The organism is Streptomyces parvus (assembly GCF_014648875.1).
In the GTDB taxonomy this organism is placed as follows: Bacteria; Actinomycetota; Actinomycetes; order Streptomycetales; family Streptomycetaceae; genus Streptomyces; species Streptomyces parvus.
In genome coordinates this window covers 152,281-177,149 of record NZ_BMRY01000005.1, presented here as the reverse complement: position 1 = coordinate 177,149, position 24,869 = coordinate 152,281, and the positions used below count along the sequence as shown (strand labels likewise).

The window sequence follows — 24,869 nt, the reverse complement described above, 5'->3', positions numbered from 1 at the left end:
GTGTCTGCGTGTCGCCCGGTGGTGCGGGACCGTCGCCTCACCGTCACGCGAATGTGACCGTTCGTGACGGAACCGGCGGGGCGGGGTCCCCTGTTGCCCCACCGCTTAGGCTGTGCGGAACACCGGACGCAGCAGGGGGCATCAGCCATGACGACAGGTCGGCTCGGGCAGCAAGCCGCGCCACCGAACGCCGCCTATGCCGGGCAGGTCGTGAGTTTCCCGGATCCGGTCCGGGCGTCCCGGCACCCCGGTGGGGTGCGGATGGACGGGAGCGGCCACCCGGTTCTCTCGCCGTACGCGCGCGCCGCGGCCGAGATCGCCGATCCGCCTCCGGGTTTCGGTATCGACGAGCTGCGCCTGACCGACTACGTGTCGGCGAACGCGGCGATGGCGGCGAGCGGACACGACCTGTGGGACACGATTCCCGCGGTGGCGACCCCGCACGGCTGGACGTGGCACCACGTGCCCGGCGGCCGGCGCATGGAGCTGGTGCCGGTCGAGGTGAAGGCGCTGCTGCGTCATCACGCCGGCCTCGCGGGCACGGACGTGGACCAGCACCGGCGTGGCACGCGCCCGTTGCAGGAGACCCGTCCGGCGCACTTCCGGCTGCCCAAGGGCGCCGGCGCGGTGACCGAACAGCAGGTTCAGGGGGTCGAGGAGGACCTCGGCTACCGGCTGCCCGGCGCGTACCGCTCGTTCCTCAAGGCGGCGGGCGGTTCGGCCCCCGTGGGCGCGGCGCTGGACGCGGAACTGGGGCTGCTGGTGGACCAGCCGTTCTTCACGGTGCGTGACGAAGCCGCGATGAACGACCTGGTGTACGTGAACAAGTGTCTGCGGGATCACTTCACCAAGGACTTCCTGGGCGTCGCGTTCGTCCAGGGCGGGATTCTCGCCGTGAAGGTGCGCGGCCAGGATGTCGGCTCGGTGTGGTTCTGCCCGTACGACGACGCCCGGGATCAGGACGGCTGGAGTGTCCAGGAGCGTGTGGAGCGGCTGCTGCTGCCCTGCGGTTCGGACTTCGACGCCTTCCTGGAGCGGCTGGCGGGCAATCCGCCGGAGCTGGAGACCGTGGCGAACCTGATGGTGGACGGCGGCTTCGCGCGCGCCGTCCCGGTGGAGGGGTGAGCGCGGTGGTGACTTTCGCGCAGGCACAGGAGCGGGCGGACGAGTGGGTCAACGGTGACGTGCCCGCGTACCAGCACCGTGAGGTGCGCGTCCGTGAGTTCGACCTCGGTTTCGTGGTGTGGGCCGAGGACCGGCCGGAGGGTCCCGTCTCGGACGGGGGCCGTCAGCGGCTGGTGATCGCCCGGGACAGCGGTGAGGCGACGCTGTGGCCGGGGCTGCCGGTGGGTGAGGTCATCCGGCGGTACGAGGAGGAGTACGGGGCTCCGGCGGGCGCGCCGGCCGCTGCTCCGGAGCCGCCGCAGCGGGTGGATCTGAACCAGACGTCGTTCCTGCTGACGCCGCCGGAGTGGCTCCAGGAGGCGGCGGACAAGCTGGGGATTCCGGATCACCGCGCGGAGCGCCGGGAGGCGGACGCGGAGGCGGCTGAGCCGTCGTCGCCGTCCGCGTCCGCGTCCCCGTCGGCGTCGCAGGCCGCGCCTCCGGCCGCACCGTCGGGCGACACCCCCGTTCCCGGCCCGGCCGCCGCCGCGGACGCGACGCCGCCTCCCCCCTCCCCTTCCGCTCCTTCTGCCGGGGGCTCCGGCGCGTCGTGGCCCGCCGCCGGCGGTGGCCCGGCCTACGAGCCCACGGCTTCCGACGGTGTGCCCGCCGGGGCGACCCCCTGGGCCGGTACGGACACCAACTCCGACACCGACGACGCGGCGGTCCCGCTGCCCGCGACGGTGTTCGCACCGCCGCTGTCGGGGACGGACGACGAGGAGGCCCCGCCGCCGGTCGTCCCGGCGGAGGCGCCCACCGCGCTGATGTCCGGGGGCAGCCAGCTGCCGCGTACGCAGGTGGCGCCGGCGCTCCGGCCGGAGCAGGGCGCTCCGGCCGGGGCCGGTGACATCGCCGACGCGGCCACCAGCAAGGCCGTGGTGCCGCCGCGCGGGACGCGTGGGGGCGGTCCGTCGACCCCGCCGCCGCCCGGTGCGCCGGGTGTTCCCGGGATGCCTCCCGGCGCGACCCCGCCGCCTTCGGGCCCGGGTACGCCCGGGGCCCCCGCGGGCGGGTACGTCCCGACGCAGCTGGTCTCCCAGCTCGGCCCGCCCGGCGCCACCCCGCCGGGTTCCACCCCGCCGCCCGGTCCGCCGCCCGCTCCGCCCGGCCCGCCCTCGCCCCCCGGCTCCACGCCGCCTCCGGGTGGCGGGGTGCACCACGCCGCGACGATGCTCGCCGACGGGAGCAGCATCGGTGCGGGCGTCCCCGGCGCGCCCCGGCCGCCGGGCCCGCCCGGTGCTCCGGGTGCCCCGCAGCCCCCCGGCCCGCCCGGTGCTCCGGGTGCGCCGCAGCCTCCCGGTCCCCCGGGTCCGCCGCCGGGTTCCACGCCGCCTCCGGGGGGCGGGGTGCACCACGCGGAGACGATGTTCGCGGCTCCGGGCCAGGTCGGTCCGCCGGGTCCCCCCGGGGCCCCCGGGGGTTCACTGGCCGGATCCCCCGGTTCCGCACCGCAGCCGCCGGGTCCGCCCGGCCCGCCCGGTCCGCCGCCCGGCGGGCACACCCCGCCGCCTCCGGCGTACGGCTATCCGCAGCAGCCCACCGGACAGCCGACCGTGGGCCCCGGCTACCAGGCCGTGCTGCGGTTCCGGGCTCCGGACGGCAGCGAGCAGCAGCTGATCCGCCGCTCGGCGCCGGGCACCCCGCACCCCGAGTGGCAGATGCTGCACGAGCTGCGGGCGATGAACGTCTCCCCGCAGCAGGTCATCGAGCTCCACACGGAGCTGGAGTCGTGCGAGCTGCCCGGCGGGTACTGCGCGCGGATGATCCGGGAGACCTGGCCGCAGGTCCGGATCACCAGCGTCGCTCCGTACGGGACGGATCACGCCAGCCGCCAGCAGGGCATGCAGCATCTGCTGACGCACCAGGGCGAGCTGCACCAGGTGGCGGACGGCCCGGCGCGGCCCGCGCCGGTGCGGGCACCGCTGCCGCAGATGCCGCCCGCGCCCGCGCTGCCGCCGGAGGCGATCGCCGAGGAGCTGGCGCAGGCGTTCGGTCCGCAGGGCATCCTCCGGTTCGACCAGCGGGCGGTGTCCCGTCAGGGTGTGCCGGAAGTGGTCGCGCGCACCCTGGTGTGGGCGGGGCTGCCCGCCGATTTCGGGCCGTTCTTCTGGGCGCAGCCGGGACAGCCGGTGGTGCCGACGCTGGCCGAGCTGGCCGCGCAGCGTCAGGTGCAGCCGGCGTCGGACGCGGGGTCGTACCTGGTGATGGGTACGGACTTCGGCCGGGCGATCTGTGTGCAGTACGGCACGGCGAACATCGTGGCCGTCCCGGTGGAGGCGGGGCCCGGCGGGCAGCCGGTGCCGCCGCAGTTCGTGAACACCGGGCTGCCCGAGTTCGTGCGGTCGATGGCCCTGCTGGGCCGGATGTGGCGACTGCGGTACGGGCTGAACCCGGAGCAGGCGGGCCGTTGGACCGTCGACTTCCAGGCACAGCTGGTGGCGCTGGACCCGGCGGCGCTGGCGTCGCCGGAGAGCTGGTGGTCGGTGCTGCTGGAGCAGATGTGGGACGGCTTGATCTGATCTGACCCGGTCTGCCGGCCCGCCCCGGCGGTCCGCCCCCACGGTCCTGCCGAGGCGCCCGAACCCCTCCCGGGTTCGGGCGCCTCGCTGTGTGCCGGTTCGCCCGGATCTGTGATGCCGGTCGCTTCCGGCCTGAATGCCGCTGATCGATTCCGACTTCCGGCACCAATTGCCGCATCCTTGACGTATCGCGGTGGGTCGGTGGGTCGGAGAGAGGTTTCAGGGATGCGTGCTGGACCGGTGTCCGCGTTCGACGTCGTCGGTGCCCTGGGGAAGGGCTACCGCCCGGAGCAGGTGGACCGCATGGTGGCCACCCTGACGGCCGAGGGGGACAGGGCGCTCGCCGAGGTCGCGCGGCTGACCGGCCGGGTGGAGGAGCTTCTCGCCGAGGCGGCCCGGCTGGCGGAGGCCGTCGCGACGCTGCCCGTCCAGGACTACGCGGAGCTGGGCGAGCGGGCGCAGCGGATCCTGGCCCTGGCCGAGGACGAGGCCCGGGAGCTGGAGGCCGGGGCCGTGGCGGCGGGCCAGGCGCTGCGGGACGAGGCGGAGGCGGCGGGCCGGGCCGCCGGGGACGCCGCGCGCGAGGCGGCCGACGCGGTGCGCGAGGCGGCGGACCGGGCGGCGGCGGAGCGGGTGGCCGCGGCGGTCCGGGATGCGGAGGAGCTGCTGGCGGCGGCCCTGCAGGACGCCGAGGAGGTGCGGGCGGCCGCCGCGTCGGCGATGGCGGCGACCCGTGAGCGTACGGCGAGTGTGCTGGCCCACCAGGAGCAGGAGCACGCGGAGCGCCGCAAGGCTGCCGAGGCCGAACTGGCTGCCGGGGAAGCCGCGTTGGAGGCCCGCCATGCGGAGCTGGCCGAGCGTGCGGAGGCCCTTCTCGCGGAGGCGGGCCGGCATCTCGCCGCCACGCAGGAGGCGGCCCGGCACGGCCAGGAGGACGCGGAGGCGCGGGCGGCGGAGCTGCTGGCCGAGGCCCGGGTCCGGGAGGAGCGGGTGGTCCGGGAGACGGAACGGATCCTGCGGGAGCACGAGGAGGGCCGCGAGGAGGTCCAGGCGCACATGGCGCACGTACGCAGCTCGCTGGCGGCGCTGACGGGACGGGTGACGCCGGAGGAGAACGCGGACGAGGGAGCCTGAGCACCCGAGCACCCCGAGTGCCCGAGCGCGGACGCGGCAAAGCGGTCCGGTTTTCCGTCGTCGGATTGGCCCGGGATACCGGTCCGTTCGCGGCCTACGGTGGTGATCGTTCCTCCCGGAGAACTTCCAGGAGGGCACGCCGACCACCTTGTTGAGGAGTTCCGCATGCTGCGACGTCGTATCGGAGGACCCACCGGTCCCCTTGCCAGCGCCCTGGCCCTGGGCACGCTGCCGTTCGGCACCACGGTGGACGAGAAGACGTCGTTCGCCATCCTGGACCGGTACGTCGAGGCGGGCGGCAACCTCCTCGACACCGCCAACAACTACGCGTTCTGGGCTCCCGGCGGCACCGGGGACGAGAGCGAGGCGACCATCGGCCGCTGGCTCGCCGACCGGGGCGTGCGCGACCAGGTGCTGATCTCCACCAAGACGGGCGCGCGGCCCACCGTGCCCGGCACCGGACTGGAGACGGCCGAGGGGCTGTCGGGGGCGGTCGTCCGCAAGGCCGCGGAGGACAGCCTGCGCCGCCTGGGCACGGACCACCTCGACGTGTACTGGGCCCATGTCGAGGACCGGACCGTCCCGTTGGAGGAGACGGTCGAGGCCTTCGACTCCCTGGTCAGGGACGGCAAGGCGACCGTCCTGGGCTGCTCGAACCACGCCACCTGGCGGACGGAGCGGGCGCGCGCCGTGGCCCGCGCGGGCGGGATGACGCCCTACACCTGCGTCCAGCAGCGCTACTCCTACCTCCAGCCGCGCTACGACCTGAGCCTGCCGGAGAGCGCGCACGTGCACGTCACGCCGGAGCTGCTCGACTATCTGCGGGCCGAGACCGACCTGACGCTGATGGCCTACTCGTCGCTGATCTCGGGCGCGTACACCCGGGCGGACAAGCCGCTGCCGGAGGCGTACGACCACCCGGGCAGCGCGCGGCGGCTCGCGGTGCTCGGCGAGGTGGCCGACGAGCTGGGCGCGACGCCGAACCAGGTGGTGCTGGCCTGGCTGATGGCCGGGGACCCGCCGGTCGTCCCGATCGTGGGCGTCAGCTCGGTCGAGCAGCTGGACGAGGTGCTGGGGGCGGCGGAGCTGCGGCTGCCGGGGGAGCTGAGGGCCCGCCTGGACGCGGCGGCCCTCGGTCAGACCGACTGACCCCGTACGCGCTCGACGGCGGCGGCCAGCCGCCGGACGGCCTCCGGCACCGCCTGGTCGGTGAGGTTCCCGTAGCCGACGACGAGGGTCGAGGCCGAGGCGTCCGGACCGGGTTCCTCCGGCACCGTCCGGTAGTCGTCCAGGCTCGCCAGGCGTACGTCGTGGCCGGCCGCTTCCTTCACCACGGCGTCCGCCGGGCAGTCCCGCAGGGGGAGCAGCAGGTGGAATCCGGCGGCCGCCCCGCCGACGGCCGCGCCCGGCAGATGCGCGGCCAGTTCGCGCAGGAGGCGGTCGCGGCGGCGCTTGTAGCGCAGCCGGGACGCGCGCAGATGCCGGTCGTAGGAGCCGGACGTGAGGAAGCGGGAGAAGGCGTCCTGGTCGATGACGGGGGGCGGGGCGCCTCCGGTGTCCCTGGCGACGAGGGCCTCGGTCCAGCGGCCGGGAGCGGCGATCCAGCCCAGCCGGACGGCGGGGGAGAGCGTCTTGCTCAGCGAGCCGAGCAGGGCGACGTGGTCCGGTGCCATGCCCTGGAGGGCTCCCACGGGGTGGCGGTCGTAGCGGAACTCGGCGTCGTAGTCGTCCTCCATGATCAGGCCGTCCACTTCCCGCGCCCAGTCGGCCAGTTCCGCGCGGCGGGCGGGGGTGAGGACGACACCGGTGGGGAACTGGTGCGCCGGGGCCACGATGACGGCCCGTACGGCCGCCTCCCGGCGCAGCAGGTCGACCCGCAGCCCCTGTCCGTCCACCGGGACCGGCACCGGCGTCAGGCCCGCCGCGGCCACGGTCAGGCGCAGTTGGGTCCAGCCGGGGTCCTCGATCGCGACCCGGGCGTGCCCGGCGGCCCGCAGGGTCCGGCACAGCCGCAGGACACCGTCCAACGTGCCCGCGCAGACGACGAGTTGTTCCGGCTCCACGCGGGCTCCGCGCCCGCGTGCCAGGTAGGAGGCGAGCTGCCGGCGCAGCCTCGGCAGCCCCGCGGCATCGGGGTAGCCCAGTTCGTCCCAGGTCAGTTCGGTGGTGGCGGCGCGGACCATGTCGGCCCAGCGTTTGCGCGGGAACGCGCGGAGGTCGGGGATCCCCGGCAGCAGGTCGAACCGGGGCGTCCAGCGCGCCGGGCCCGCCCCCGGGTGCCGGGTCGCGGCGGTACCCGCGTGCGCCCGCACCCGGGTGGCCGAGCCGCTGCGGGCCTCGAAGTAGCCCTCGGCGACGAGCTGGGCGTACGCCTCGGTCACCACCCAGCGGGAGCACCGCAGATCCGCCGCGAGAACACGGCTCGCGGGCAGGGTGCTGCCCGCGGCGAGCCGCCCGTCGGCGACGGCGTCCCGCAGCGCCCGGGCCAGCCGCGTGTGCAGGGGGCCTCCGGTGGGATCCGCCAGCTCCAGGAAGGTCCCCCACGCGGGCCCGGTCCGCTCACGGTCATGCGTCACAGCCGGAGATCGTAGCGGCCGGGATGCCGTACCGGCTCGGGCAGTCCGCGACCCGTGGCTCTTGCATATATCCGCCGGCACGAGCTGAATAAGTCATGCACCTCGCAGTTCCCGTTCTGCTTGCAAGGGAGTGGTCATGACCGTCCGAACACCGGACATTCTGTCGCCAGAGTTCGAGAGAGACCCGTATGCGGCGTATCGCCGGATGCGGCATGACGCGCCGCTCCTGTGGCACGAGGCCACCAAGAGTTACATCGTCTCGCGTTATGAGGATGTCGAGCGCATCTTCAAGGACAGAGCCGGTGAGTTCACCACCGAGAACTACGACTGGCAGATCGAGCCCGTGCACGGGCGGACGATTCTCCAGCTCAGCGGGCGCGAGCACGCCGTACGCCGGGCCCTCGTCGCGCCCGCCTTCCGGGGCGCCGACCTGCGGGACAAGTTCTTACCGGTCATCGAGCGCAATTCGCGCGAATTGATCGACCGGTTCCGTGGCTCCGGTTCCGTCGATCTGGTCGCCGACTACGCAACCCGATTTCCCGTGAACGTCATTGCGGACATGCTCGGTCTGGACAAGTCCGACTATGAGCGCTTTCACGGCTGGTACACGGCCGTCATCGCCTTTCTCGGGAATCTCTCCGGCGACCAGGACGTGGCGCGGGCCGGTGAACGTACGCGCGTCGAGTTCGCCGAGTACATGCTGCCGATCATCTGCGAGCGGAGGGAGGCGCCGGGCGACGATCTGCTGTCGACGCTGTGCACCGCGGAGGTCGACGGTGTCCGGATGAGCGACGAGGACGTCAAGGCGTTCTGCAGTCTGCTGCTCGCGGCCGGCGGGGAGACGACCGACAAGGCCATCGCCGGCATCTTCGCCAACCTGCTCAACCACCCGGAGCAGTTGGCGGCGGTCCGCGCCGACCGGAGCCTGATAGCCCGTGCCTTCGCCGAGACGCTGCGCTACACACCGCCGGTGCACATGATCATGCGCCAGTCGGCGGCGGACGTGGAGCTGAGCGGCGGCACCGTACCGGCGGGCTCCACGGTCACCTGCCTGATCGGCTCCGCCAACCGCGACGAGGACCGCTACCGCGACCCCGATGTCTTCGACATCTTCCGCGAGGACCTGACCGCCACGAACGCGTTCTCGGCGGCGGCCGACCATCTCGCCTTCGCGCTCGGCCGGCACTTCTGCGTGGGCGCTCTGCTGGCCAGGTCCGAAGTCGAGACCGGGGTGGGCCAGTTGCTGGACGCCATGCCCGATCTCCGGTTGGCCGACGGCTTCGACCCGGTCGAGAACGGAGTGTTCACCCGGGGGCCGAAGAGCCTGCCGGTGCGCTTCACACCGGTGTCCGGCTGACGGAGCACGGTCGTACTCGGGAGGCCGGGCTTCGTACTCGGGAGGCCGGGCGTCGTACCCGGGAGGCCGGGATTCGTCCCCGGGAGGCCGGGCGGGGGATCGCCCCTCGCCCGGCCTCCCGCTACTGCGCCATCGGGCTGAACTGCACCGGCAGCGCCGACAGTCCGCGCATCCAGATCGAGGGCCGCCAGGCCAGCTCCGCCGGTTCGACCGCCAGCATCAGGTCCGGCAGCTGTTCCAGCAGCGTCTCCACCGCCGTACGGGCCATCACGTCGGCCAGCAGCGGCGCGGGGTAGGGGCAGCGGTGCTCGCCGCCGCTGAACGACAGGTGCGCGGAGTTCTCGGCCCCGACGTACGACTCCGGCCAGATCTCCGGGTCGGTGTTGGCCGCGGCGATCCCCAGGACCAGGCAGTCGCCCGCCCGGATGTGCCGCCCGCCGAGCTGGGTGTCCCGTACGGCCCAGCGGCCGATGAAGTTCTGCGTCGGGGTGTCCAGCCACAGCACCTCGTTGAGCGCCTCGCCGACGCTGAGCCTGCCCCCGGAGACGTTCACCGCGAAGCGTTCGTCCGTCAGCAGCAGCCGCAGCGTGTTGCAGATCCAGTTGGCGGTGGGCTGCTGGGCGGCGGCGATCACCGAGATCAGGTCCTGGACGATCTCCTCGTCGGTGAGCCCCGCCCCGTGCGTCACCATGCGGGAGGTGACATCGGGCCCGGGTGCCGCCCGCTTGTCCTTGACCAGTTGGCGCAGCCGGTCCCCGACGCGCCCGTAGGCCGCCACCGGGTCGTCCCCCTCGCCGGCGTCGAGCGAGATGCGCAGGTCGTCCACCAGCTGCTGGGTGTCCGATCCCGACACCGGCATCCCGCACATCTGGACCACGGCCCGCATCGGCAGGGCGTGGACGTAACTGCTCATCAGCTCCGTCCGGCCGCTCCCGGCGAAGTCCGCGATGAGCCGCTCGGCGATGCGCCGGCAGTCGCGGGCCAGCTCGAACTGGTCGACGCCCTCCAGCGCTTCGGTGATGACGCCGGCCCGGCGCCGGTGCTCGTCGCCCTCCGTGAAGAGCACGGACGGCTGGTAGCCGACGAACGGCAGCAGCGGCCAGTCCGGCGGAATGGTCTCCCACTGGTTCCAGCGGCGGGAGTCCCGCGCGAACAGCTCGTCGTGCGTGGTGACGTAGGAGAGTTCGGCGTAGCCGAGGACCAGCCAGGCCGGTACGTCCCCGTCGAGCAGGACCGGCGCCACCGCGCCGTGCTCGCGCCGCAGCGAGCGGTAGAGCTCGGTCGGGGTCTGCTGGTACGAGGCTCCGGACAGGCGTACGGCACCGGGGGCGACCGGGCAGCCGGGCGGTGCGGTGGCTCCCGGATCGAAGGGCGGGTCGAAGGACGGGCTGGAGGTGCTCATGGTTGTGTCGTCTCCCGGGCGATGGCCATCGTGCGTAGATGGTCGACGAGCGTGATCAGGACGTTCTTGCTGGACGTCCGGACCCGGGCGTCGCAGTCGATCATCGGGATGTGCTCGGGCAGGGCAAGGGCCTGGCGGATCTCTTCGAGGGGGTGGGCGACGTCGTCGTCGAACCGGTTCACCGCCACCACGAACGGGGTGCCGTGGTGTTCCAGCCGGTCGATCGCGTACCAGGAGTCGTCCATCCGGCGGGTGTCCACGAGGACGACCGCGCCGAGGGTGCCGGAGAAGAGCCGGTCCCACAGGAACCAGAAGCGTTCCTGTCCCGGGGCGCCGAACAGGTACAGCACGATGCGTTCGTTGAGGCTGATGCGTCCGAAGTCGAAGGCGACGGTGGTGGTCGTCTTGGCGTCGACACCGCTCGTCTCGTCGACGCCGACACCGGCCTGGGTCATGACCTCTTCGGTGTTCAGCGGCCGGATCTCGCTCACCGAGCGGACGAGCGTGGTCTTGCCGACGCCGAACCCTCCGACGACGACTATCTTCAGGCCGGTCTCGGCCGCGTCGGCCAGCGGGGTGCGCTGGGCGGGCAGCTCACAGCTTCCGGAGACCATGGAGCACCTCCTTCAGCAGTTCGGAGTCGGGGAGTTCGGAGTGCGAGGCGGCCACGCGGGGGTGGCGGGCGGTGATCCGGCCCATGACGTGGAGGTCGTCGAGCAGGATGCGGACCACGGTGACGGGGAGGGAGAGTTCGGCGGCGATCTCGACGACGGCGGTCGGGTGGCTGCACAGTTCGAGGATCCGCGCGTGCTCGGACTGCATGCCGGGGGTCGGCCGGCTCTCGCTGACGACCAGGGTCACCAGGTCGAACGAGTCCGCGGCGCGGCTGCGTCCGCCGGTGACCGTGTAGAGGCGGTCGGGGGCGCCAGTGTCGACGGGGCGCCGGGGCGTCACGAGAGACTCCCCGGGGCCGTACGTCCCGGAGAAGCGCTCCCCGGTACGGTGCCGCGCGGTGCGGCGCGCAGGTGTTCGCCGATCTGCTCGACCATCTGCGTCATCTGGTTGCCCACGATGCTGGGGTCGGCCTCCTCGGTGGCGACGACGGCCAGGTGCGCGCCCTCCCCGGCCTCGACGATGAAGAGCAGGCCGCCGTGGAACTCGGTCATCGAGTGCCGTACGCCGCCGGAACCGTCGCCGAACTCGATGGAGGCGCCCTGCGCCAGCGCCTGCATGCCCGAGCAGATGGCGGCCAGCTGGTCGGCCTGGTCGAGCGTGAGGTGCTCGCTCCAGCAGAGCTTGAGCCCGTCGCGGGACAGGGCCAGGGCGTGCCGGGTGCCGGGGGTCTGCTCCAGCAGCCTCTGCAGGAGCCAGGTGAGGCTGTTGTCCGTTGTCTGCATGATGAGTGACGGGACCGTGGGGCCGGGGAACCGGCCGACGGCCCGTACCTCCAATCTCGGATGTTCGAGCGAGCGCGTCCGGTGGCCCCGGACACCCTGTGGATGGGCGTTCCTGGCTACGGCGCGGAGGACGGTGGCGGCGGCGGTACGGTCCCGGCGTCCGGCTGCTCCGCTGCTGCCGGCGCCGTGCCCTGGGGCCGCCGGCCGCGCTGGAAGGCGCCGAACTGCTGGCCCGCGGTGCGGGGCGGGGTGGCCCGTGGCGTGTCGCCCCGCGGGCCGGCCGAGGAGGTGGGCGCGGGCGCCCCGCGGTGACGGCCGCGCTCGCGCTCGGCCTCGCCCATGGTGCGGCCGGGCGTGCGGACGGGCAGGCCGCCGGGGGTGGAGGCCGCCGCAGGGCGGGTCGAGGGCTGCTCGGGCTCCCGGGGGCGGACGACGAGGGGGTCGGGGGCCGGGGGAGCGGGTGCGGGGGCTTCGGGGAGGGAGGGCGTTGCGGGCGCGGGTGACACAGGCTCCGCGGGCGAACGTTCCGGTGTCACGGGTTCAGGCGTGAGCGTGACCGTGGGGGCGGGCGCGGGCGTTGATGCAGGAACGGCCGGAGCGGCTTCGCGGGGGCTCGGGGCCGCCGGGGCTGCGGGTTCCCGGAGGTTCGGGGCCGCCGGGGCGACCGCATGGCTCTCGCGGGACTCCTGCGCGATCAGATGCCTCGGCAGCAGGACGACCACGCCGGTGCCACCGCGCGAGGACGGCCGGTAGTTGACGCTGATCCGGTGCTTGAGCGCGAGCCGCCCCACCACGGCGAGGCCGAGACGCGTGCCCTGGAGGGCCGCGAGGTCGGTGGTCCGCCCGGCCACGGAGTCCGCGGCCCGCCGCATCGCCGCGTCGGCCATCTTCAGGCCGCTGTCCTCGATGGTGACGACGATGCCGGTGCCGCGCTCCTCGACGTAGACGTGCACCTCGTCGATGGGCGGTGAGAAGTTGGCGGCGTTGTCCATCAGTTCGGCGAGCAGGTGCATGACGCCTTCGGCGGCGAAGCCGGAGATGGCGACGTTCGACGAGCAGTGCAGCCGTACCCGCTGATAGGCGGCGATCCGGCCGACCGCACCCCGCAGGATGCTCTCCATGATGATCGGCCTGTTCCAGGCGCGGCTGGGCCGGCCGCCCATCAGCAGGGCGAGGCGGTCCGTCATCAGGCCGAGCTGCGAGGTGCTGTGGTCCAGCTTCAGCAGATCGCCGAACACCTCTTCGCTGTGACGTTCCTGCATGCTGCGCAGGTCGGCGAGCATGCTGACGGACTTCGCCTGGACGCGGCTGAGCGCCTTGGCGGACGCGGTCTGCGCGGCGAGGGCGCGGCGCTCGCTGAGCGCGAGCTCCCGGAGCACCGCCTCGACGGAGGCGCGCAGCAGCGGCTGTTCCGGGAGGTACACCTCGGCCTGCACGGCGGCGCCTGACTCGCCCTCACGGAGCCGGGCGGCCACGCTCGGCAGCGTCTCGCGGGTGAAGCGTTCCACCTCGGCGGTCAGGGCGTGCAGTTCGTCGCGGAGCCGGGCGTTCTCCCTCCCCAGCTCGTCGTGGGTCCGCGTGCTCTCGGTGCGCAGGGCGGCGGTCTGCTGCTCCTGCCCCTCGACGGTGGTGGCGAGGACGTGCAGCAGCTTGCGCTGACGCGGCCCGCGCGGCAGCGGGACCCGCCCGAGGGCGTCGGCGGCCGGCACTCCGCCGCGTACGAGACGGAGCAGCGCGGGCAGCGCCACGTCGGCGGTGTGGACGGTGTCCGCTTCGAGTGCGGTCAGCGAGGTCTTGAGCCGTTCGGCCTCGGCGGTCCGGGCCGAGGCCGCGCGCTGGGCCCGCCGGGCGAGGGCGTGCGCGACGGCGAGGGCGACGGCAAGGACGACCCAGGCGGTGACCACGACCGCCACCGCCCAGCCGCGCGCCCCGGACGGGGCCAGCAGGACGGCCACGGCTCCGGCGACGGCGAGTACGGACAGCACGGCCACGAGCGGCGCCGTCGCCGCCCCGGGCGCTTTCATCGGCCTCCGCCGCTGACTGGCTGGTACGGGTTCTGGCATGGATGCGGTCCCTCAGTTCTACCGACAGTTCTACCGAGCAGAAGGTGTGCGGCCGCTCCGAGAAGGTGCAGTTCACCTGGCGAATCGGAGAAAAGCGGAAGCAGCCTTTCCTGTCAGGGGTTGACCTCATCGTAGACATGCTTGTGCGGAGGTTGATCCGGTGAGCGGCATAGTCCGTAGGCAGAGTGATTTTGTCGGGAAGTGGCCAGCGGGCTGCGGCTGTTGTGGTAATTGCGAGGCGGCGCGCCGCGTTGACCGATGTCGGGCCGGAATGAGCCCCGGGGGAATGGTCGAGGCATATGCGCCACGCCTGCCGGCAGGTCCGGGGGTGTGCCGCGAAGCGGCGATGTCTCGGAGCCCGAGGAATTCTTTTCGGTCAATATGGCGCCGGTAAATGCTCAGTGACACCAGTAAATGGAGTGGTGCCGATGCGCGCGGGGGTGACGCCGCGCGCCATGCGTCAGTGGACGACGACTCCGGCGATGAACGCGCTCCAGGCGGCGGCGGGAACGACGATGGCGCGGCCGGTGGGGTTCTTGCTGTCACGGACGGGGACGACGCCGGGGAATCCGTCCGCCACCTGCACGCAGTCGCCGCCCTCCTGGTTGCTGTAGCTGCTGCTGCGCCAGGCGGCGGCGGTCAGATCGGGACGGGACACTCGCTGCACGGGTATCGGCCTCCAGTACGGATCGAATCATGGCGAGTGACATCAGCGGCGGCAGTGCCATCGCCCTGAGTTGATCGTAAGTCAGAGCGAACCGTTCGACCTCGTCCGGTTCCTCGGTCAACTGGCCGTAGTGCGCGCCTTCCGTGTAGGCGATCTCGGTGCCGTCCGGCATCACCAGCACGGTGAGGGAACCGCCCAACGAGCCGTGCGCACCTTGGTCGAACGGCAGCACCTGGATCGTGACGTTGGGCTCCTCCGCCATCCTGAGCAGCTTCTCCAACTGGCCGCGCATCACCGCCGCGCCACCGACCGGACGCCGGAGCACGGCCTCGTCGAGGATGATCCACAGCTCCGGCCGGTCCGGGCCGGTCAGCCGCACCTGGCGGTCGAGCCGGGCGGCAAGCCGTTCTTCCAGGTGCTCGGCGTCCCGCAGCGTGTGGCCCACGCTCAGCAACGCCCGCGCGTACTCCGGCGTTTGCAGCAGACCGGGCACGACGTGCGAGGCGTACTGGCGAATGACCGCCGCGCGGGCGGAGTACGCGATGAACGCCTGCGACCAGTCCGGGAACGCCTCCCGGTACACATAAGGCCAGAGGTCGATCAGTAAGTCGTCCGCCACCAGCTCCTTGTCCAGGACCCGGGTCAGCTCCAGCGTGGGCTTCGCGCCGGTCGCGCGCTCCAGTTGGGCGATGCGGCTGCTGACGACATGGGCGAGCGAGCCCACTTCGGCCTGGGTGAGTCCGGCCGCGACGCGGAGCTTGCGCAGGCGCGACCCGAAGAGGGCCGCCATGGAGGACTGCGGGTCAATTGCTTTGGCCATGGGGCTGCTTCCGATTCTTACGGCCTGCGGGGTAAGGCGCTGTCACCTTCCGAGGCTAGGACGCACGGCCGACTCTTGAGCACGGAACGTCACGGAACCCGCACGTGTGGGTGACGTGAGAGGAGTCGAGTGAACGGATGGTCGGCATGACCGGCAGGAAGACGCCCGCGGCGGCGGAGGCCGCCCGACGGGAAGAGGCCCCACCCCTCCCGCGCCGCTTCGGCCTGACCGCCAACGGCTACGGGAGCCTGTCGCGGCAGTTCCCCTCGACGCCCCGGGGGGCACGGCTCGCCCGCCGCACGGTGGTGCGGCAGCTGGGGTACTGGGGGTTCGGGCCGATGACCGACGCGTCGTGCTCGGTGGCCCTGGTGGTGGCGGAGCTGGCCGCCAACGCGGTGTGCCACGGGCGGCTGCGGGGGCGGAACTTCCACGTGCGGGTGGATTACGAAGGCCCGGCGAGCCGCTTCCGTATCGAGGTCTCGGACGCCGTGCTCGGCCGGACGCCGGAGCACGCGAAGCTGCCCCCGGAGGACCAGGAGTCGGGACGTGGCCTCTTCCTGGTGGAATGCCTGGCGACGAAGTGGGGGTGGGAGCCCCGGAACCCGATCGGGAAGATCGTGTGGGCGGAGGTGGCGGCCGGCCCGCCTGCCGGCGGGGCGTGAGGGTGCCCGCCCTAGGCGCTCTGCATGATCTGGATCAGGTTGCCGCAGGTGTCGTCCAGGACGGCGGTGGTGACGGGGCCCATCTCCGTCGGCTCCTGGGTGAAGCGGACGCCGAGCTTGCCGAGCCGGTCGAACTCCGCCCGTACGTCGTCCACGGTGAACGCTGTGGCCGGGATGCCGTCCTCGACCAGGGCCGTCGTGTACGGCTTCACGGCCGGGTGCTTGTCCGGCTCCAGGAGGAGTTCGGTGCCGTCGGGGTCCTCCGGCGAGACCACGGTCAGCCAGCGGTCCTCGCCGCCGAGCGGGACGTCGTGCTTCTTCACGAAGCCGAGGACGTCCGTGTAGAAGCGCAGGGCCTTCTCCTGGTCGTCGACGAAGACGCTGGTCAGGTTGATCCTCATGGGGTGCTCTCCGGGGTCTGGGGGGTCTGCGGGGTCTGCGGTGTCTTCGGTCCGAGCCATCGAGTGACGATCTGCTCAAGGGGTTCGGTGTGCAGGTCATGGAACTTGTAGCGGCCCTCGCGGCGTGTGACGACCAGACCCGCCGTCTCCAGGACGGCCAGATGCTGGCTGACCGCCTGCCGGGACAGCCCGAGGCCGTGGTTGGTCACCAGCCGTCCGCATATCTCGAACAACGTCTGGCCGTTCCGGTCGGTCAGCTCGTCGAGGATGCGCCGCCGGGTGGGGTCGGCCAGGGCCTTGAAGACATCGTCCGCCATGACTCCACAATAGGCAAGTAGCGACTTGCCTATCAAGTGGAGGTCCTCGGCAGCCCTAGGGTCGACCGACGTCGGGGTCGTGCTCCATGATCAGATCGCGGCACTGCCGTGCCCGGTCCCGCAGCTCGCCGGTCAGCGCGGAGAGCTCGACCACGTAACTGAGCAGATCGGCGAGATCACCGCGACCCTGATAGGCGGCAATAGCAAACAACTCCTCGGTCGCCTCCGGCACGCGGTTCTCCGCTTCGATGAACAGCGACCGAAGAAGGTTCAAGAAGCTGGTCTCCGCGTCAGTCGGGTTCCCTTGGGAGGAGAGCAGCTGAATCCACTGTTCCGCAGACGATTGAAGCCGACCTTCCACAGCCTCGAACATGAGCCTCTCGAAGGTGCAGGAGACGTCTTCGGGGTGCGCTTCAACAGCCCGATCCAGGTCTCTACGCGCCTCCTCGCGCCGGCCTGCTTGCCGATGTACTTGGACGCGGGTGGCGTGTGCCCAGGCATAGGTGGGGTCAATTTCGAGAGCGGCGGTGAGGTCGGAAACGGCCTGATCGTAACGACCGGGCTGATGGTGCGCGTGGCCGCGGGTGGCGTGTGCCCAGGCATAGGCAGGGTCGCTTTCGAGCGCGGCGGTGAGGTCTGCAACGGCCTCACGGTAGTTGCCGATCGCCCGATGTACCTCGCCCCGGGCACCGAGTGCCCAGGCGTAGGTGGGGTCAAGTTCGATAGCGGCGGTGTACTCGGCGATAGCTTGGTCGTACCGGTCGCATTGATGGTGCGCGTGGCCGCGACTGGCGTGTGCCCAGGCGTAGGTGGGGTCGAGTTCGAGAGCGGCGGTGTACTCGGCGATGGCTTGGTCGTGGCGGCCCGCCCGTTGGTGTGCCTCTCCGCGACCTGCAAGTGCCCAGGCGTAGGTGGGGTCGAGTTCGAGAGCGGCGGTGTACTCGGCGACGGCCTGGTCGTAGCGGCCGGCCTGCCGATGTGTGTCGCCTAGCTGGCTGCGTACCCATGTGAGGGTGGGATCGTGTTCAAGAGCGCTGGTGAGGTCTGCGATGGCTCGATCGTAGTGACCGGCCTGCCGGTGAGATATGCCGCGGGCGCTGAGTGCCCAGGCGCTGGTCGGGTCGTGTTCGAGTGCGGTGGTGAGGTCTGCAACGGCCGCCGCGTAACGACCTGCCTGTTGGTGTGTCTCTCCGCGTAATGTGAGGCTCCACGCGTCAGTTGGATCAAGTTTGAGCGCGGTGGTGAAGTCGGCGACGGCCTGGTCGTAATGGCCGAACCAGCGGCGGACCTCGCCGCGGCGGGACCAGGCAGTCACGTTCCGGGCGTTCAGTGCGACGGCACGATCCAACTCGGTGAGGGCCTCCTCCTCCCGGTCGCAAAAGTAGAGGCGGTTGCCCCGGTAGGTGAAGGCCCGGCTTCTACCGTCGGCGCTCAGCCCACCGTGGGACAGCAGCACACCGAGACAGGCGAGAACGGGATCATCGCTCGTGAGAGCGGACTGGAGTCGCCCCGCCCACGAAAGGAGTGTGGGGTCGGTCGTGTCCCGCGCGGCTTGTTCGAAGGTCTCGATCCACTGCCGCAGTACGGCCACGCTCTGGCCCGCGCCATGCACGAGCTGTTCCAGGGCGGCCGTCAGATACGTCCCCGGGTAGGCGCACAACCGGTGGTACGTCTCGTCCGCACGGTGCCGACGCCATTCGTCCTCCTCCCATCGTTTCGCTTCGGGGAGCCGTTCCTCGACCGAACCGCGCCAGGCGGCTTGCACGTCGGCGAGTCGGATATGGGCGGAGACCCAGCCCTGGGGGGAATGGGTGCGCTGCTGATGGACCATGCTGGCGCGGACCACCGCGTGGTAGTGCTTGTAGTCACCCCGGCCACTGACGAACGGCTGCCCGCACAGCTACTCCCACAACCCCTCGGCCTCGGGCCCGGCCGCGGCGTGGAAGACGTCCTCGTTCAGCTGCGGGGGCAGCGCACAGGCCCGTACGGCCTCACGCTTCTTCGGGTCGGTGATCCACTGCACGAACCGTTCGACGGCCACATCGGCGAAGTCCCCTCCGGCGTCGAGGTCTTCGACGGTGTTGGGGCGAGCCAGAGAGAGCAGCTCGACGAGCAGAGGCAGCCCCATCGACAGCTGCAACACCGCTTCCACAACCGCTGGTTCGGTCACGCCCCGCGAGGTCAGCAGCGCACGCGTCTCCGCCTCGGTGAACACCTCCAGCGGTACGTCCACGACATGCGCGCGCAACGGCGCCCAGTCCCGCTCCGCCAGTTCGTCCCGGCCGGCCAGCACGATGACGACGTTCGCCGGCACCGGGCCGAACTCCTCATCCAGCAGCCGCAGCAGCCAGCCGTCCAAGTAGTGCGCGGTCTGCTCCCAGGTGTCGAAGAAGAGCACCACCCACCGTTGGCGGCGGCACAACCGTTCCAGCTCGGCGACGAAAGCACGGCTCAACCCCGTCTCGTCACCTCGGCCACCTCGGCGCTGGGAACGGGACCTCGACTGCGACCGGAGCCGGTCCAGCCCCTGGGCCGCAGCATCCGGATTCGCCATCGCCGTCACGAACCCGGCCCCGGGGATGAGCGAGGTCGCTCCCAACGCGGCCTGCGTCAGCACCCGGCTCGATACCGACGCCTCGCCGTCCACGGGGAGCGGCTCGGCCTGGGCCGCCTGCTCCCGCCTGAACTGCTCGACCGCCTTGCCGAACTCCTTGCACGGCCCGCCCTGCGCCTCCAGCTGCCGGACGAGCTCGACCAGGGCCTGCTGCACTCCGTGGACGTCGTTCTCGTCCACCACCGCCGTGATCGCGTCCGCACGCCTGGCGGCTTCCTGCCACTGCCGCAGCAGCGTGGACTTTCCCACACCGCCCACGCCGCGCACATGGAAGAGGAAGTCCGCCGGAGCCTCCTCGGAGAAGGGGTCCTTAGCCAGGTTCTCCGTGAAGAGCGTCAACTGCGCCCGCCGACCGACGAACCGGGCCTTGGCACGCTGCCGGATCAACGCTCCCCGCGACAGGCCCCGCGTCTCCGCCCCTGACATCCCGCACCCCGTCCGTTCCTCCGCCTCACCCTGCGGGCCAGGCATGACAACCGTCCGTCCGTGCTGGTCGCTTCGGACGCAGGCCATCAGTGTCCGGTCCAGCCCGCCCGTCTGTCAGCCGAGCGCGGGAGAACCCCGGCACCGGCGTCAGCGCCGGCCCGCCGCCCCCGCGCCCTCGGTCGCCTCCGTCGGCTCCGTGATGATCGGGAAGCGGCGCGGGGCCAGCGTGATCAGCGCGAGCAGGGCCAGTGCCGCGGCTCCGGCCGCCCCGATGTAGACGTAGTCCACCGCCGCGTCGACCGCCCGGCGCACATGGTCCGTCGCCGCCGCCGAGAACGCGCCCGGGTCCTCCAGCGCGCGGGTCACCGCGTCCAGGTCGCCGGGGAGGCCGTCCACCGGGGCGTCGAGGAGGCGGGCGGCCAGGACGCTGTTGGCGACGGCCCCGAAGACCGCCGCGCCGATGCTCTGGCCGACCTGGCGGCAGAAGAGGACCGACGCCGTCGTCGTACCGCGCTCCGCCCAGCCGACCGTCGACTGCACGCCCACGATCAGCGGCAGTTGGAACAGGCCGAGGGCCGCGCCGAGCAGCAGCATCAGGAGGGCCGGATGCCAGGGCTCGCCGGGGTAGGGGAGAAGCGGGAAGGCCAGCAGGATCAGCAGTGCCGCGCTCATGCCGATCATCGCGGTCCGCCGGAAGCCGATGCGGTTGTAGACCCGGTCGGACAGCGCGGCCGACACCGGCCAGCTCAGCGTCATCACCGAGAGCACGAACCCGGCGGCTATCGGGCCGAGGCCCAGCACCGACTGGGCGTACGTGGGCAGGAAGACGGTCGGCGCGACCATCAGCAGCCCCATCGCGCCGAGCGCCAGATTGACCGAGGCGATGGTGCGCCGCCGCCACACCCAGCCCGGGATGATCGGCTCCGCCGCCCGCCGTTCGATGACGACGGTCAGCGCGGCCAGCGCCGCGCTCGCCCCGAGCAGGCCGAGCGAGGGTGCCGAGAGCCAGGGCCAGGCCACCCCGCCCTGCACGAGCGCCGTCAGCAGGAGGCTGCCGGTCGCGAAGACGGCCAGCGCGCCCGCCCAGTCGACCTTGGGCCGGGTGGCCGGACGCGGGCGGGAGGGCTCGTGGAGATGGCGGACGACCAGCCAGAGGGCGACGGCCCCGACCGGGAGGTTGATCAGGAAGATCCACCGCCAGTCCGCGTATCCGGCGAGCAGCCCGCCGACCACCGGCCCGGCGACCGCGGAGGTGGCCCACACCGTGGACAACTTCGCCTGGATGCGCGGGCGTTCCTTGAGCGGGTAGAGGTCGGCCGCGATGGTCTGCACCGTGCCCTGGAGCGCACCGCCGCCGAGCCCCTGGACGATACGGAAGGCGATGAGCGCAGCCATGTTCCAGGCGGCCGCGCAGAGGACCGAGCCGACCAGGAACAGGATGATCCCGGCGATCAGGACCGGCTTGCGGCCGAAGGTGTCGGAGAGCTTCCCGTACAGGGGGAGTGTGACGGTGACGGCCAGCAGATAGCCGGAGAAGAGCCAGGAGAAGACGGTGAGCCCGCCGAGGTCGCCGACGATCTGGGGGACGGCGGTGGAGACGATGGTGCCGTCGATGGCGGCCAGCGCCATACCGAGCATGAGCGCAGCCACGACGGGGCGGCGGCCCCGGGGAGTGGTGAGGGCAGGCGGCGCCGCCGTGGGTTCGCCGCCGCCCGCGTTCGCGTCGCTCCTGCCGTCTGTGCCGCTCACCGGGTTCCTTCCCTATGCACGTATCTCCCGGGGAACTGTCTCATCCGAGCGGCGGGAGCGGGAGTGCCTGTGCTGGGAGGCTTCGTTTGTCGGGGAGTTGAGGCGGGGAGGACCAGAAGGGCTGTTCGGGGTCCGGGGGAAAGGGTGTGGGGGATGCTGACCGAAGCGTTGCTGGCGCTGGCCGCGGCCGGCGGGACCGCTGTGGTGCAGGCCGCCGGAACGGAGGCCTGGGGGAGCGTGAGCGAGGGCGTGGCCCGTATGTTCCGCAGGCGTTCGGGGGACGGCGCCGAGGACGGGGCGCAGCGCGAACTGGACCGTACGGCACTGGTCCTGGCGTCGGACGACGCGGAGGGAAGCAGCCGTCAGGCGAGCCTGTGGGGGCAGCGTTTCGCCGCCCTGCTCAGCGATGCCGACGACCAGGTCCGGCAGCAGGCGGAGACGGAGCTGAGGCAGCTGATCTCCCTGGTGCCCGGGGTGGCGGACCGGCATCAGGTGCTGAACGTGCACGGCAACACCTACGACAAGTCGCCCCAGCAGTACGGCAACCACAACCACCAGCAGATTCACTACGGCTCCGACACATGAGGCGGGGTTCCGGTGCCCCGGACGGTTCCCGTCGGCGGCGGACGGGCGGCACGCACCTGACCGGGAACATCTACCGCAACAGCGCCCAGCAGATCGGGGACGGCAACCGGCAGTTCATCACCTGGAATCTGCCCCGGGAGGGCAGGGCGCAGGCGGTGGGGCGGATGCTCGACGTCGGCCGCTGGATCGACCGGGAGGACGAGACCCGGCAGGTGCTGGCCCGGCTGGACCCCCGCCGCGGCGCCACCGGCCCGGTGGTCGTCCACGGCCCGGCGGGTGTGGGCAAGACCCTGCTGGTCCGGGCCGTGGCGCAGGAGGCGCGGCGTACCGGACGCCGCTGGTTCAGCGGCGAGCTGTTCATCGACGTCGACAACCGGCCCGGTGACGTGGGCGCGCCCGGCGACGCGCTGAGCCGGGCCCTGCGCCTGCTGGCGGAGGCCCTGGACCGGTCCGTGCCCGGGCAGGGGACCCTCGACGAGCAGCGGGAGCTGTTCGGTCACTATCTGCTCGACCACGCCGAGCAGCACGGCAAGCCGATGCTGATCGTCGTGGACGGCGCCACCGCCACGGAACAGGTCACCCCGTTCCTGCCGCCCGGCGGCACCGGGCGACTGGTGGTCACCAGCCGCGGACAGCTGGCCGAACTGCTCGACGAGCACGCGGCGTTCCACGCGCTCGACCGCCTCGCGGCCGCCGACGCCGTCGCGCTCCTGGCGGCCGTCGTCGAGCACGCGCTCGGCACGGACCGGCGGATCGCGGACGACCCCGAAGCCGCGCTGGCGGTGGCCGAGCTCTGCGACCGGCTGCCGTTCGCCCTCATGCGGGCGGCCCGGATGCTCGTCACCCGCCCGGGCATGTCCGTCGGCAGACTCCGGGACCGGCTCGCCGACTCCTCGGACCGGCTCGGCGAACTGGGCACCGGGGACCGGAGCGTACGCTCCGCGCTGGACGAGTCCTACCGGCTGCTCTCGACCCCCGCGCAGCAGATGCTCCGGCTGCTGCCCCTCCACCCCGGGCCCGACATCGGCGTCCACGCCGCCGCCGCACTCGCGGGGGTCTCGCCGGCCCGGGCCGGCGACCGGCTGAACGAACTGCACGGCCTGCGCTTCCTCGAACGGAGCACCCGCTACGACGGCTACCGCCTCGCATCCCTGGTGCTGCTCTACGCACAGGAGCACTGCCGGGACCTCGCCGCCGGAGAACGGAAGGCCGCGTTCACCCGGCTCATGGACCACTACGACGTCACGGCGGGGACCGCCGTCAAGAGGCTGCCCGCCGACCTTCGCCCCTCCCGCCGAGCGGACGACGAGAAGTCGTGGCGGAAACGGGCTTCGCACTCCACCGCCCGGGCGGACGAAGGCTTGCGGACCACCGGCTCCGCGCTCGCCTGGCTGGACGCCGAACGGCCGAATCTGGTGGCCGCCGTGGTCCGCTCCCAGGACCACCCGTCCTCGCAGGACCGTGCCGTGTCCGTGGCGTTCAGCCTCACGCCCTACTTCGACCTGCGCAAGCACTGGGACGACTGGCTGCTCTCGCACGAGGTGGCGGCCCGTGCGGCGGAACGCCTCGGCCTCGCGGAGACGCGCAGCCACCTGCTGCGGGAGATCGGCAGGGCGTACCACCAACAAGGTCTGCCCGAGGAGGCGTTGCCCTATTACCGGGAGGCGGTGGACGCCTGGCCCTCCCGGAGCGGCCGTCGCCCGGACGAGGTCGTCTCCCTGATGTACCGGGCACTGAGCGAGCTGGACACGCCGCAACAGCTGAGCGACGAGGGCATCGCCGCCCTGAGGAGCGTGCTGGAGCAGTGCGAGCTGCCCCTCCGGCACCGGCGCTCCTCGGACGCCGCGAGCGGTGTCGCCGCGATCCTCAACAACCTCGGTGTCATCGAGGCCCGTCACGGGAACGACCGGAAGGCCCTCGACTGCCACGAGCGGGCCGTCGAGCACAGCAGGCACGCCGCGGACGAGGTCGGCGAGGGCCGGTCGCTGCTGCACCTGGGGAATGTCCAGCTGCTGAGCGGCGATCCCCCGGCCGCGCTCGGCTCCTATCGAAAGGCGTTCCGCGCCTTCCCCGCCGAGTACCCGTTCGGCCGGGCGCTCGCCGCGTACAACCTGGGTCTCGCATCGGCCGCGTCGGGCCACGTGCGCGAGACGCGCTACTGGCTGGGGGCCGCCGCCGGGTACTTCGCGGAGGTCCACCCGGACTCGGTCCGGCACGCGGCCCGAAGGCTGGAGCGGCGGGCCCGGGAGGAGCACCTGAGTGTCCGGCGTCTCGTCCGCCGCCGCGCCTCGCTGCGGCGCATCCCGCTGAAGCCGCTCGGCCCGCTCATCGTCCTGCCGCCGGCGGCCGCGCTCCTCCTGGACGACGTATCCCCGGACACCCCTGACGTGCTCGCCCTCGGCCAGTCTCTGCCGGACGGCCGCACCGTCTCGCACGGCCTGGTAGAACCGTCGCCCCCGGACGACGCGGCACTCGCCGCCCTTCCGGTCGGAGGCGCGGACGACGCGAGCGGACCCGTCGCCTCCCCGCTGCCCGTCGACGCCGCCGAGGAACAGCCCCCGCCCCGGCCCACGGTCACGTACCTCGGCACCGGTGGATCACGGACGCGCGGCTCGGGCGGCCACCGCTCGTCCGCCGCGGCGAGCGACGAAGGCTCTTCCTCCAGCAGCTCCAGCAGCTCCGGCAGCTCAAGCAACTCCAGCAGTTCCAGCAGTTATGACTCCTCAAGCAGCTACGACTCTTCCAGCAGTTACGACTCCTCCAGCAGTTCCAGCAGCTACGACTCCTCCAGCAGCTACGACTCCTCGTCCGACAGCGGCGGGAGCAGCACGTCCGGCTACGGCGACGATCCCTTCTAGGGCTTGCAGGACACCAAGGCGCCGGAACCGTGCCCCTGACCCCGGCTCCGCCCGAGGGACGAGTTCCCCTAGGGGGCGCCCCCTCATAGTGGCCAGGGCCTGTTCCTCCCGGCGGAGGACGTGGCGACGGGGGCCCTCTCCTTAACCTCTTCTTACGT

General features: G+C 72.3%; 21 protein-coding genes. 8 read left to right on the top strand and 13 right to left on the bottom strand.

Annotation, left to right across the window (positions count from 1 at the left end; all coding sequences use genetic code 11):
* The first annotated feature begins 147 nt into the window (after positions 1-147).
* The 4 genes from IE140_RS17555 to IE140_RS17540 all read left to right on the top strand — a co-directional run bounded on the left by IE140_RS17555 (position 148) and on the right by IE140_RS17540 (position 5,966).
* Positions 148-1,125, top strand: a complete 978-nt coding sequence (locus IE140_RS17555; RefSeq protein ID WP_088575520.1) for an SMI1/KNR4 family protein — start codon at positions 148-150, stop codon at positions 1,123-1,125.
* Entirely contained in the window at positions 1,122-3,683 is a 2,562-nt protein-coding gene (locus tag IE140_RS17550) for an SUKH-4 family immunity protein (protein ID WP_189460523.1), read from the top strand. Before IE140_RS17555 ends, IE140_RS17550 begins: the two co-directional genes overlap by 4 nt.
* 225 nt (positions 3,684-3,908) lie before the next feature.
* A complete protein-coding gene (locus tag IE140_RS17545; protein ID WP_150198506.1) occupies positions 3,909-4,817 on the top strand; it encodes a cellulose-binding protein in 909 nt (302 codons plus the stop codon).
* A gap of 165 nt (positions 4,818-4,982) precedes the next feature.
* A complete protein-coding gene (locus IE140_RS17540) occupies positions 4,983-5,966 on the top strand; it encodes an aldo/keto reductase (protein ID WP_150198504.1) in 984 nt (327 codons plus the stop codon).
* On the opposite strand, the gene pdxR is transcribed toward IE140_RS17540, so the two are convergent.
* Positions 5,954-7,393, bottom strand: coding sequence for a MocR-like pyridoxine biosynthesis transcription factor PdxR (pdxR, locus tag IE140_RS17535; protein WP_189460521.1), 1,440 nt, complete (start codon positions 7,391-7,393; stop codon positions 5,954-5,956). The genes IE140_RS17540 and pdxR overlap by 13 nt on opposite strands.
* Before the next feature lie 205 nt (positions 7,394-7,598).
* Here pdxR and IE140_RS17530 point away from each other — a divergent pair, with 205 nt between their 5' ends.
* Positions 7,599-8,750: a cytochrome P450 gene (locus IE140_RS17530; RefSeq protein WP_229826854.1), complete on the top strand. Its 1,152-nt coding sequence runs from the start codon at positions 7,599-7,601 to the stop codon at positions 8,748-8,750.
* 121 nt (positions 8,751-8,871) lie between these two features.
* Here IE140_RS17530 and IE140_RS17525 read toward each other — a convergent pair whose 3' ends face one another.
* The 7 genes from IE140_RS17525 to IE140_RS17495 form a co-directional block, all read right to left on the bottom strand.
* Entirely contained in the window at positions 8,872-10,152 is a 1,281-nt protein-coding gene (locus IE140_RS17525; RefSeq protein WP_150198338.1) for a cytochrome P450, read from the bottom strand.
* Positions 10,149-10,766 carry a GTP-binding protein gene (locus tag IE140_RS17520; RefSeq protein ID WP_006125150.1) on the bottom strand — a complete coding sequence of 206 codons (618 nt, stop codon included), beginning with the start codon at positions 10,764-10,766 and terminating at the stop codon, positions 10,149-10,151. Before IE140_RS17520 ends, IE140_RS17525 begins: the two co-directional genes overlap by 4 nt.
* On the bottom strand, positions 10,747-11,106 hold the full coding sequence (locus IE140_RS17515) for a DUF742 domain-containing protein (protein WP_032767246.1): 360 nt from the start codon (positions 11,104-11,106) through the stop codon (positions 10,747-10,749). The genes IE140_RS17520 and IE140_RS17515 overlap by 20 nt, the downstream gene beginning before the upstream one ends.
* Positions 11,103-11,549: a roadblock/LC7 domain-containing protein gene (locus IE140_RS17510; RefSeq protein WP_093439503.1), complete on the bottom strand. Its 447-nt coding sequence runs from the start codon at positions 11,547-11,549 to the stop codon at positions 11,103-11,105. Before IE140_RS17510 ends, IE140_RS17515 begins: the two co-directional genes overlap by 4 nt.
* A gap of 116 nt (positions 11,550-11,665) precedes the next feature.
* Complete coding sequence (locus IE140_RS17505; RefSeq protein ID WP_189460519.1) at positions 11,666-13,573, bottom strand: sensor histidine kinase; 1,908 nt, start codon at positions 13,571-13,573, stop codon at positions 11,666-11,668.
* A gap of 499 nt (positions 13,574-14,072) precedes the next feature.
* A complete protein-coding gene (locus IE140_RS17500; protein WP_167533558.1) occupies positions 14,073-14,192 on the bottom strand; it encodes a DUF397 domain-containing protein in 120 nt (39 codons plus the stop codon).
* Positions 14,155-15,099 carry a helix-turn-helix domain-containing protein gene (locus IE140_RS17495; protein WP_229826835.1) on the bottom strand — a complete coding sequence of 315 codons (945 nt, stop codon included), beginning with the start codon at positions 15,097-15,099 and terminating at the stop codon, positions 14,155-14,157. The genes IE140_RS17500 and IE140_RS17495 overlap by 38 nt, the downstream gene beginning before the upstream one ends.
* Positions 15,100-15,236: 137 nt before the next feature.
* Between IE140_RS17495 and IE140_RS17490 the strand changes: the two genes are divergently transcribed.
* Positions 15,237-15,761 (top strand): ATP-binding protein, encoded by a 525-nt coding sequence (locus tag IE140_RS17490; RefSeq protein WP_150197047.1) that lies wholly within the window; start codon positions 15,237-15,239, stop codon positions 15,759-15,761.
* Positions 15,762-15,772: 11 nt separating this feature from the next.
* Here the strand turns inward: IE140_RS17490 and IE140_RS17485 are convergent, their stop codons facing one another.
* From IE140_RS17485 to IE140_RS17470, 5 genes are all read right to left on the bottom strand, one after another.
* A complete protein-coding gene (locus IE140_RS17485) occupies positions 15,773-16,162 on the bottom strand; it encodes a VOC family protein (protein WP_150197048.1) in 390 nt (129 codons plus the stop codon).
* Positions 16,159-16,479, bottom strand: a complete 321-nt coding sequence (locus tag IE140_RS17480) for an ArsR/SmtB family transcription factor (RefSeq protein ID WP_150197049.1) — start codon at positions 16,477-16,479, stop codon at positions 16,159-16,161. Before IE140_RS17480 ends, IE140_RS17485 begins: the two co-directional genes overlap by 4 nt.
* 55 nt (positions 16,480-16,534) lie before the next feature.
* Positions 16,535-18,310: a tetratricopeptide repeat protein gene (locus tag IE140_RS36055; protein ID WP_229826834.1), complete on the bottom strand. Its 1,776-nt coding sequence runs from the start codon at positions 18,308-18,310 to the stop codon at positions 16,535-16,537.
* A gap of 69 nt (positions 18,311-18,379) precedes the next feature.
* Positions 18,380-19,480: an AAA family ATPase gene (locus IE140_RS36050; protein WP_229826833.1), complete on the bottom strand. Its 1,101-nt coding sequence runs from the start codon at positions 19,478-19,480 to the stop codon at positions 18,380-18,382.
* Between the two features lie 186 nt (positions 19,481-19,666).
* Positions 19,667-21,268, bottom strand: a complete 1,602-nt coding sequence (locus IE140_RS17470; protein WP_150197050.1) for an MFS transporter — start codon at positions 21,266-21,268, stop codon at positions 19,667-19,669.
* A 153-nt stretch (positions 21,269-21,421) separates the two neighbouring features.
* Between IE140_RS17470 and IE140_RS17465 the strand changes: the two genes are divergently transcribed.
* Positions 21,422-21,853: a hypothetical protein gene (locus tag IE140_RS17465; RefSeq protein ID WP_150197051.1), complete on the top strand. Its 432-nt coding sequence runs from the start codon at positions 21,422-21,424 to the stop codon at positions 21,851-21,853.
* Positions 21,850-24,711, top strand: coding sequence for a tetratricopeptide repeat protein (locus IE140_RS17460; RefSeq protein ID WP_150197052.1), 2,862 nt, complete (start codon positions 21,850-21,852; stop codon positions 24,709-24,711). The genes IE140_RS17465 and IE140_RS17460 overlap by 4 nt, the downstream gene beginning before the upstream one ends.
* Positions 24,712-24,869: the final 158 nt, after the last annotated feature.

What these genes read in the sequence shown, in the direction of transcription:
- IE140_RS17555 (WP_088575520.1), top strand. Translation starts at nt 148, where the DNA reads ATGACGACAGGTCGGCTCGGGCAGCAAGCCGCGCCACCGAACGCCGCC.
- IE140_RS17545 (WP_150198506.1), top strand. Translation starts at nt 3,909, where the DNA reads ATGCGTGCTGGACCGGTGTCCGCGTTCGACGTCGTCGGTGCCCTGGGG.
- IE140_RS17540 (WP_150198504.1), top strand. Translation starts at nt 4,983, where the DNA reads ATGCTGCGACGTCGTATCGGAGGACCCACCGGTCCCCTTGCCAGCGCC.
- IE140_RS17530 (WP_229826854.1), top strand. Translation starts at nt 7,599, where the DNA reads ATGCGGCATGACGCGCCGCTCCTGTGGCACGAGGCCACCAAGAGTTAC.
- IE140_RS17525 (WP_150198338.1), bottom strand. Translation starts at nt 10,152, where the DNA reads ATGAGCACCTCCAGCCCGTCCTTCGACCCGCCCTTCGATCCGGGAGCC.
- IE140_RS17520 (WP_006125150.1), bottom strand. Translation starts at nt 10,766, where the DNA reads ATGGTCTCCGGAAGCTGTGAGCTGCCCGCCCAGCGCACCCCGCTGGCC.
- IE140_RS17510 (WP_093439503.1), bottom strand. Translation starts at nt 11,549, where the DNA reads ATGCAGACAACGGACAACAGCCTCACCTGGCTCCTGCAGAGGCTGCTG.
- IE140_RS17505 (WP_189460519.1), bottom strand. Translation starts at nt 13,573, where the DNA reads ATGAAAGCGCCCGGGGCGGCGACGGCGCCGCTCGTGGCCGTGCTGTCC.
- IE140_RS17495 (WP_229826835.1), bottom strand. Translation starts at nt 15,099, where the DNA reads ATGGCCAAAGCAATTGACCCGCAGTCCTCCATGGCGGCCCTCTTCGGG.
- IE140_RS17490 (WP_150197047.1), top strand. Translation starts at nt 15,237, where the DNA reads ATGGTCGGCATGACCGGCAGGAAGACGCCCGCGGCGGCGGAGGCCGCC.
- IE140_RS17485 (WP_150197048.1), bottom strand. Translation starts at nt 16,162, where the DNA reads ATGAGGATCAACCTGACCAGCGTCTTCGTCGACGACCAGGAGAAGGCC.
- IE140_RS17480 (WP_150197049.1), bottom strand. Translation starts at nt 16,479, where the DNA reads ATGGCGGACGATGTCTTCAAGGCCCTGGCCGACCCCACCCGGCGGCGC.
- IE140_RS36055 (WP_229826834.1), bottom strand. Translation starts at nt 18,310, where the DNA reads ATGGTCCATCAGCAGCGCACCCATTCCCCCCAGGGCTGGGTCTCCGCC.
- IE140_RS17465 (WP_150197051.1), top strand. Translation starts at nt 21,422, where the DNA reads ATGCTGACCGAAGCGTTGCTGGCGCTGGCCGCGGCCGGCGGGACCGCT.
- IE140_RS17460 (WP_150197052.1), top strand. Translation starts at nt 21,850, where the DNA reads ATGAGGCGGGGTTCCGGTGCCCCGGACGGTTCCCGTCGGCGGCGGACG.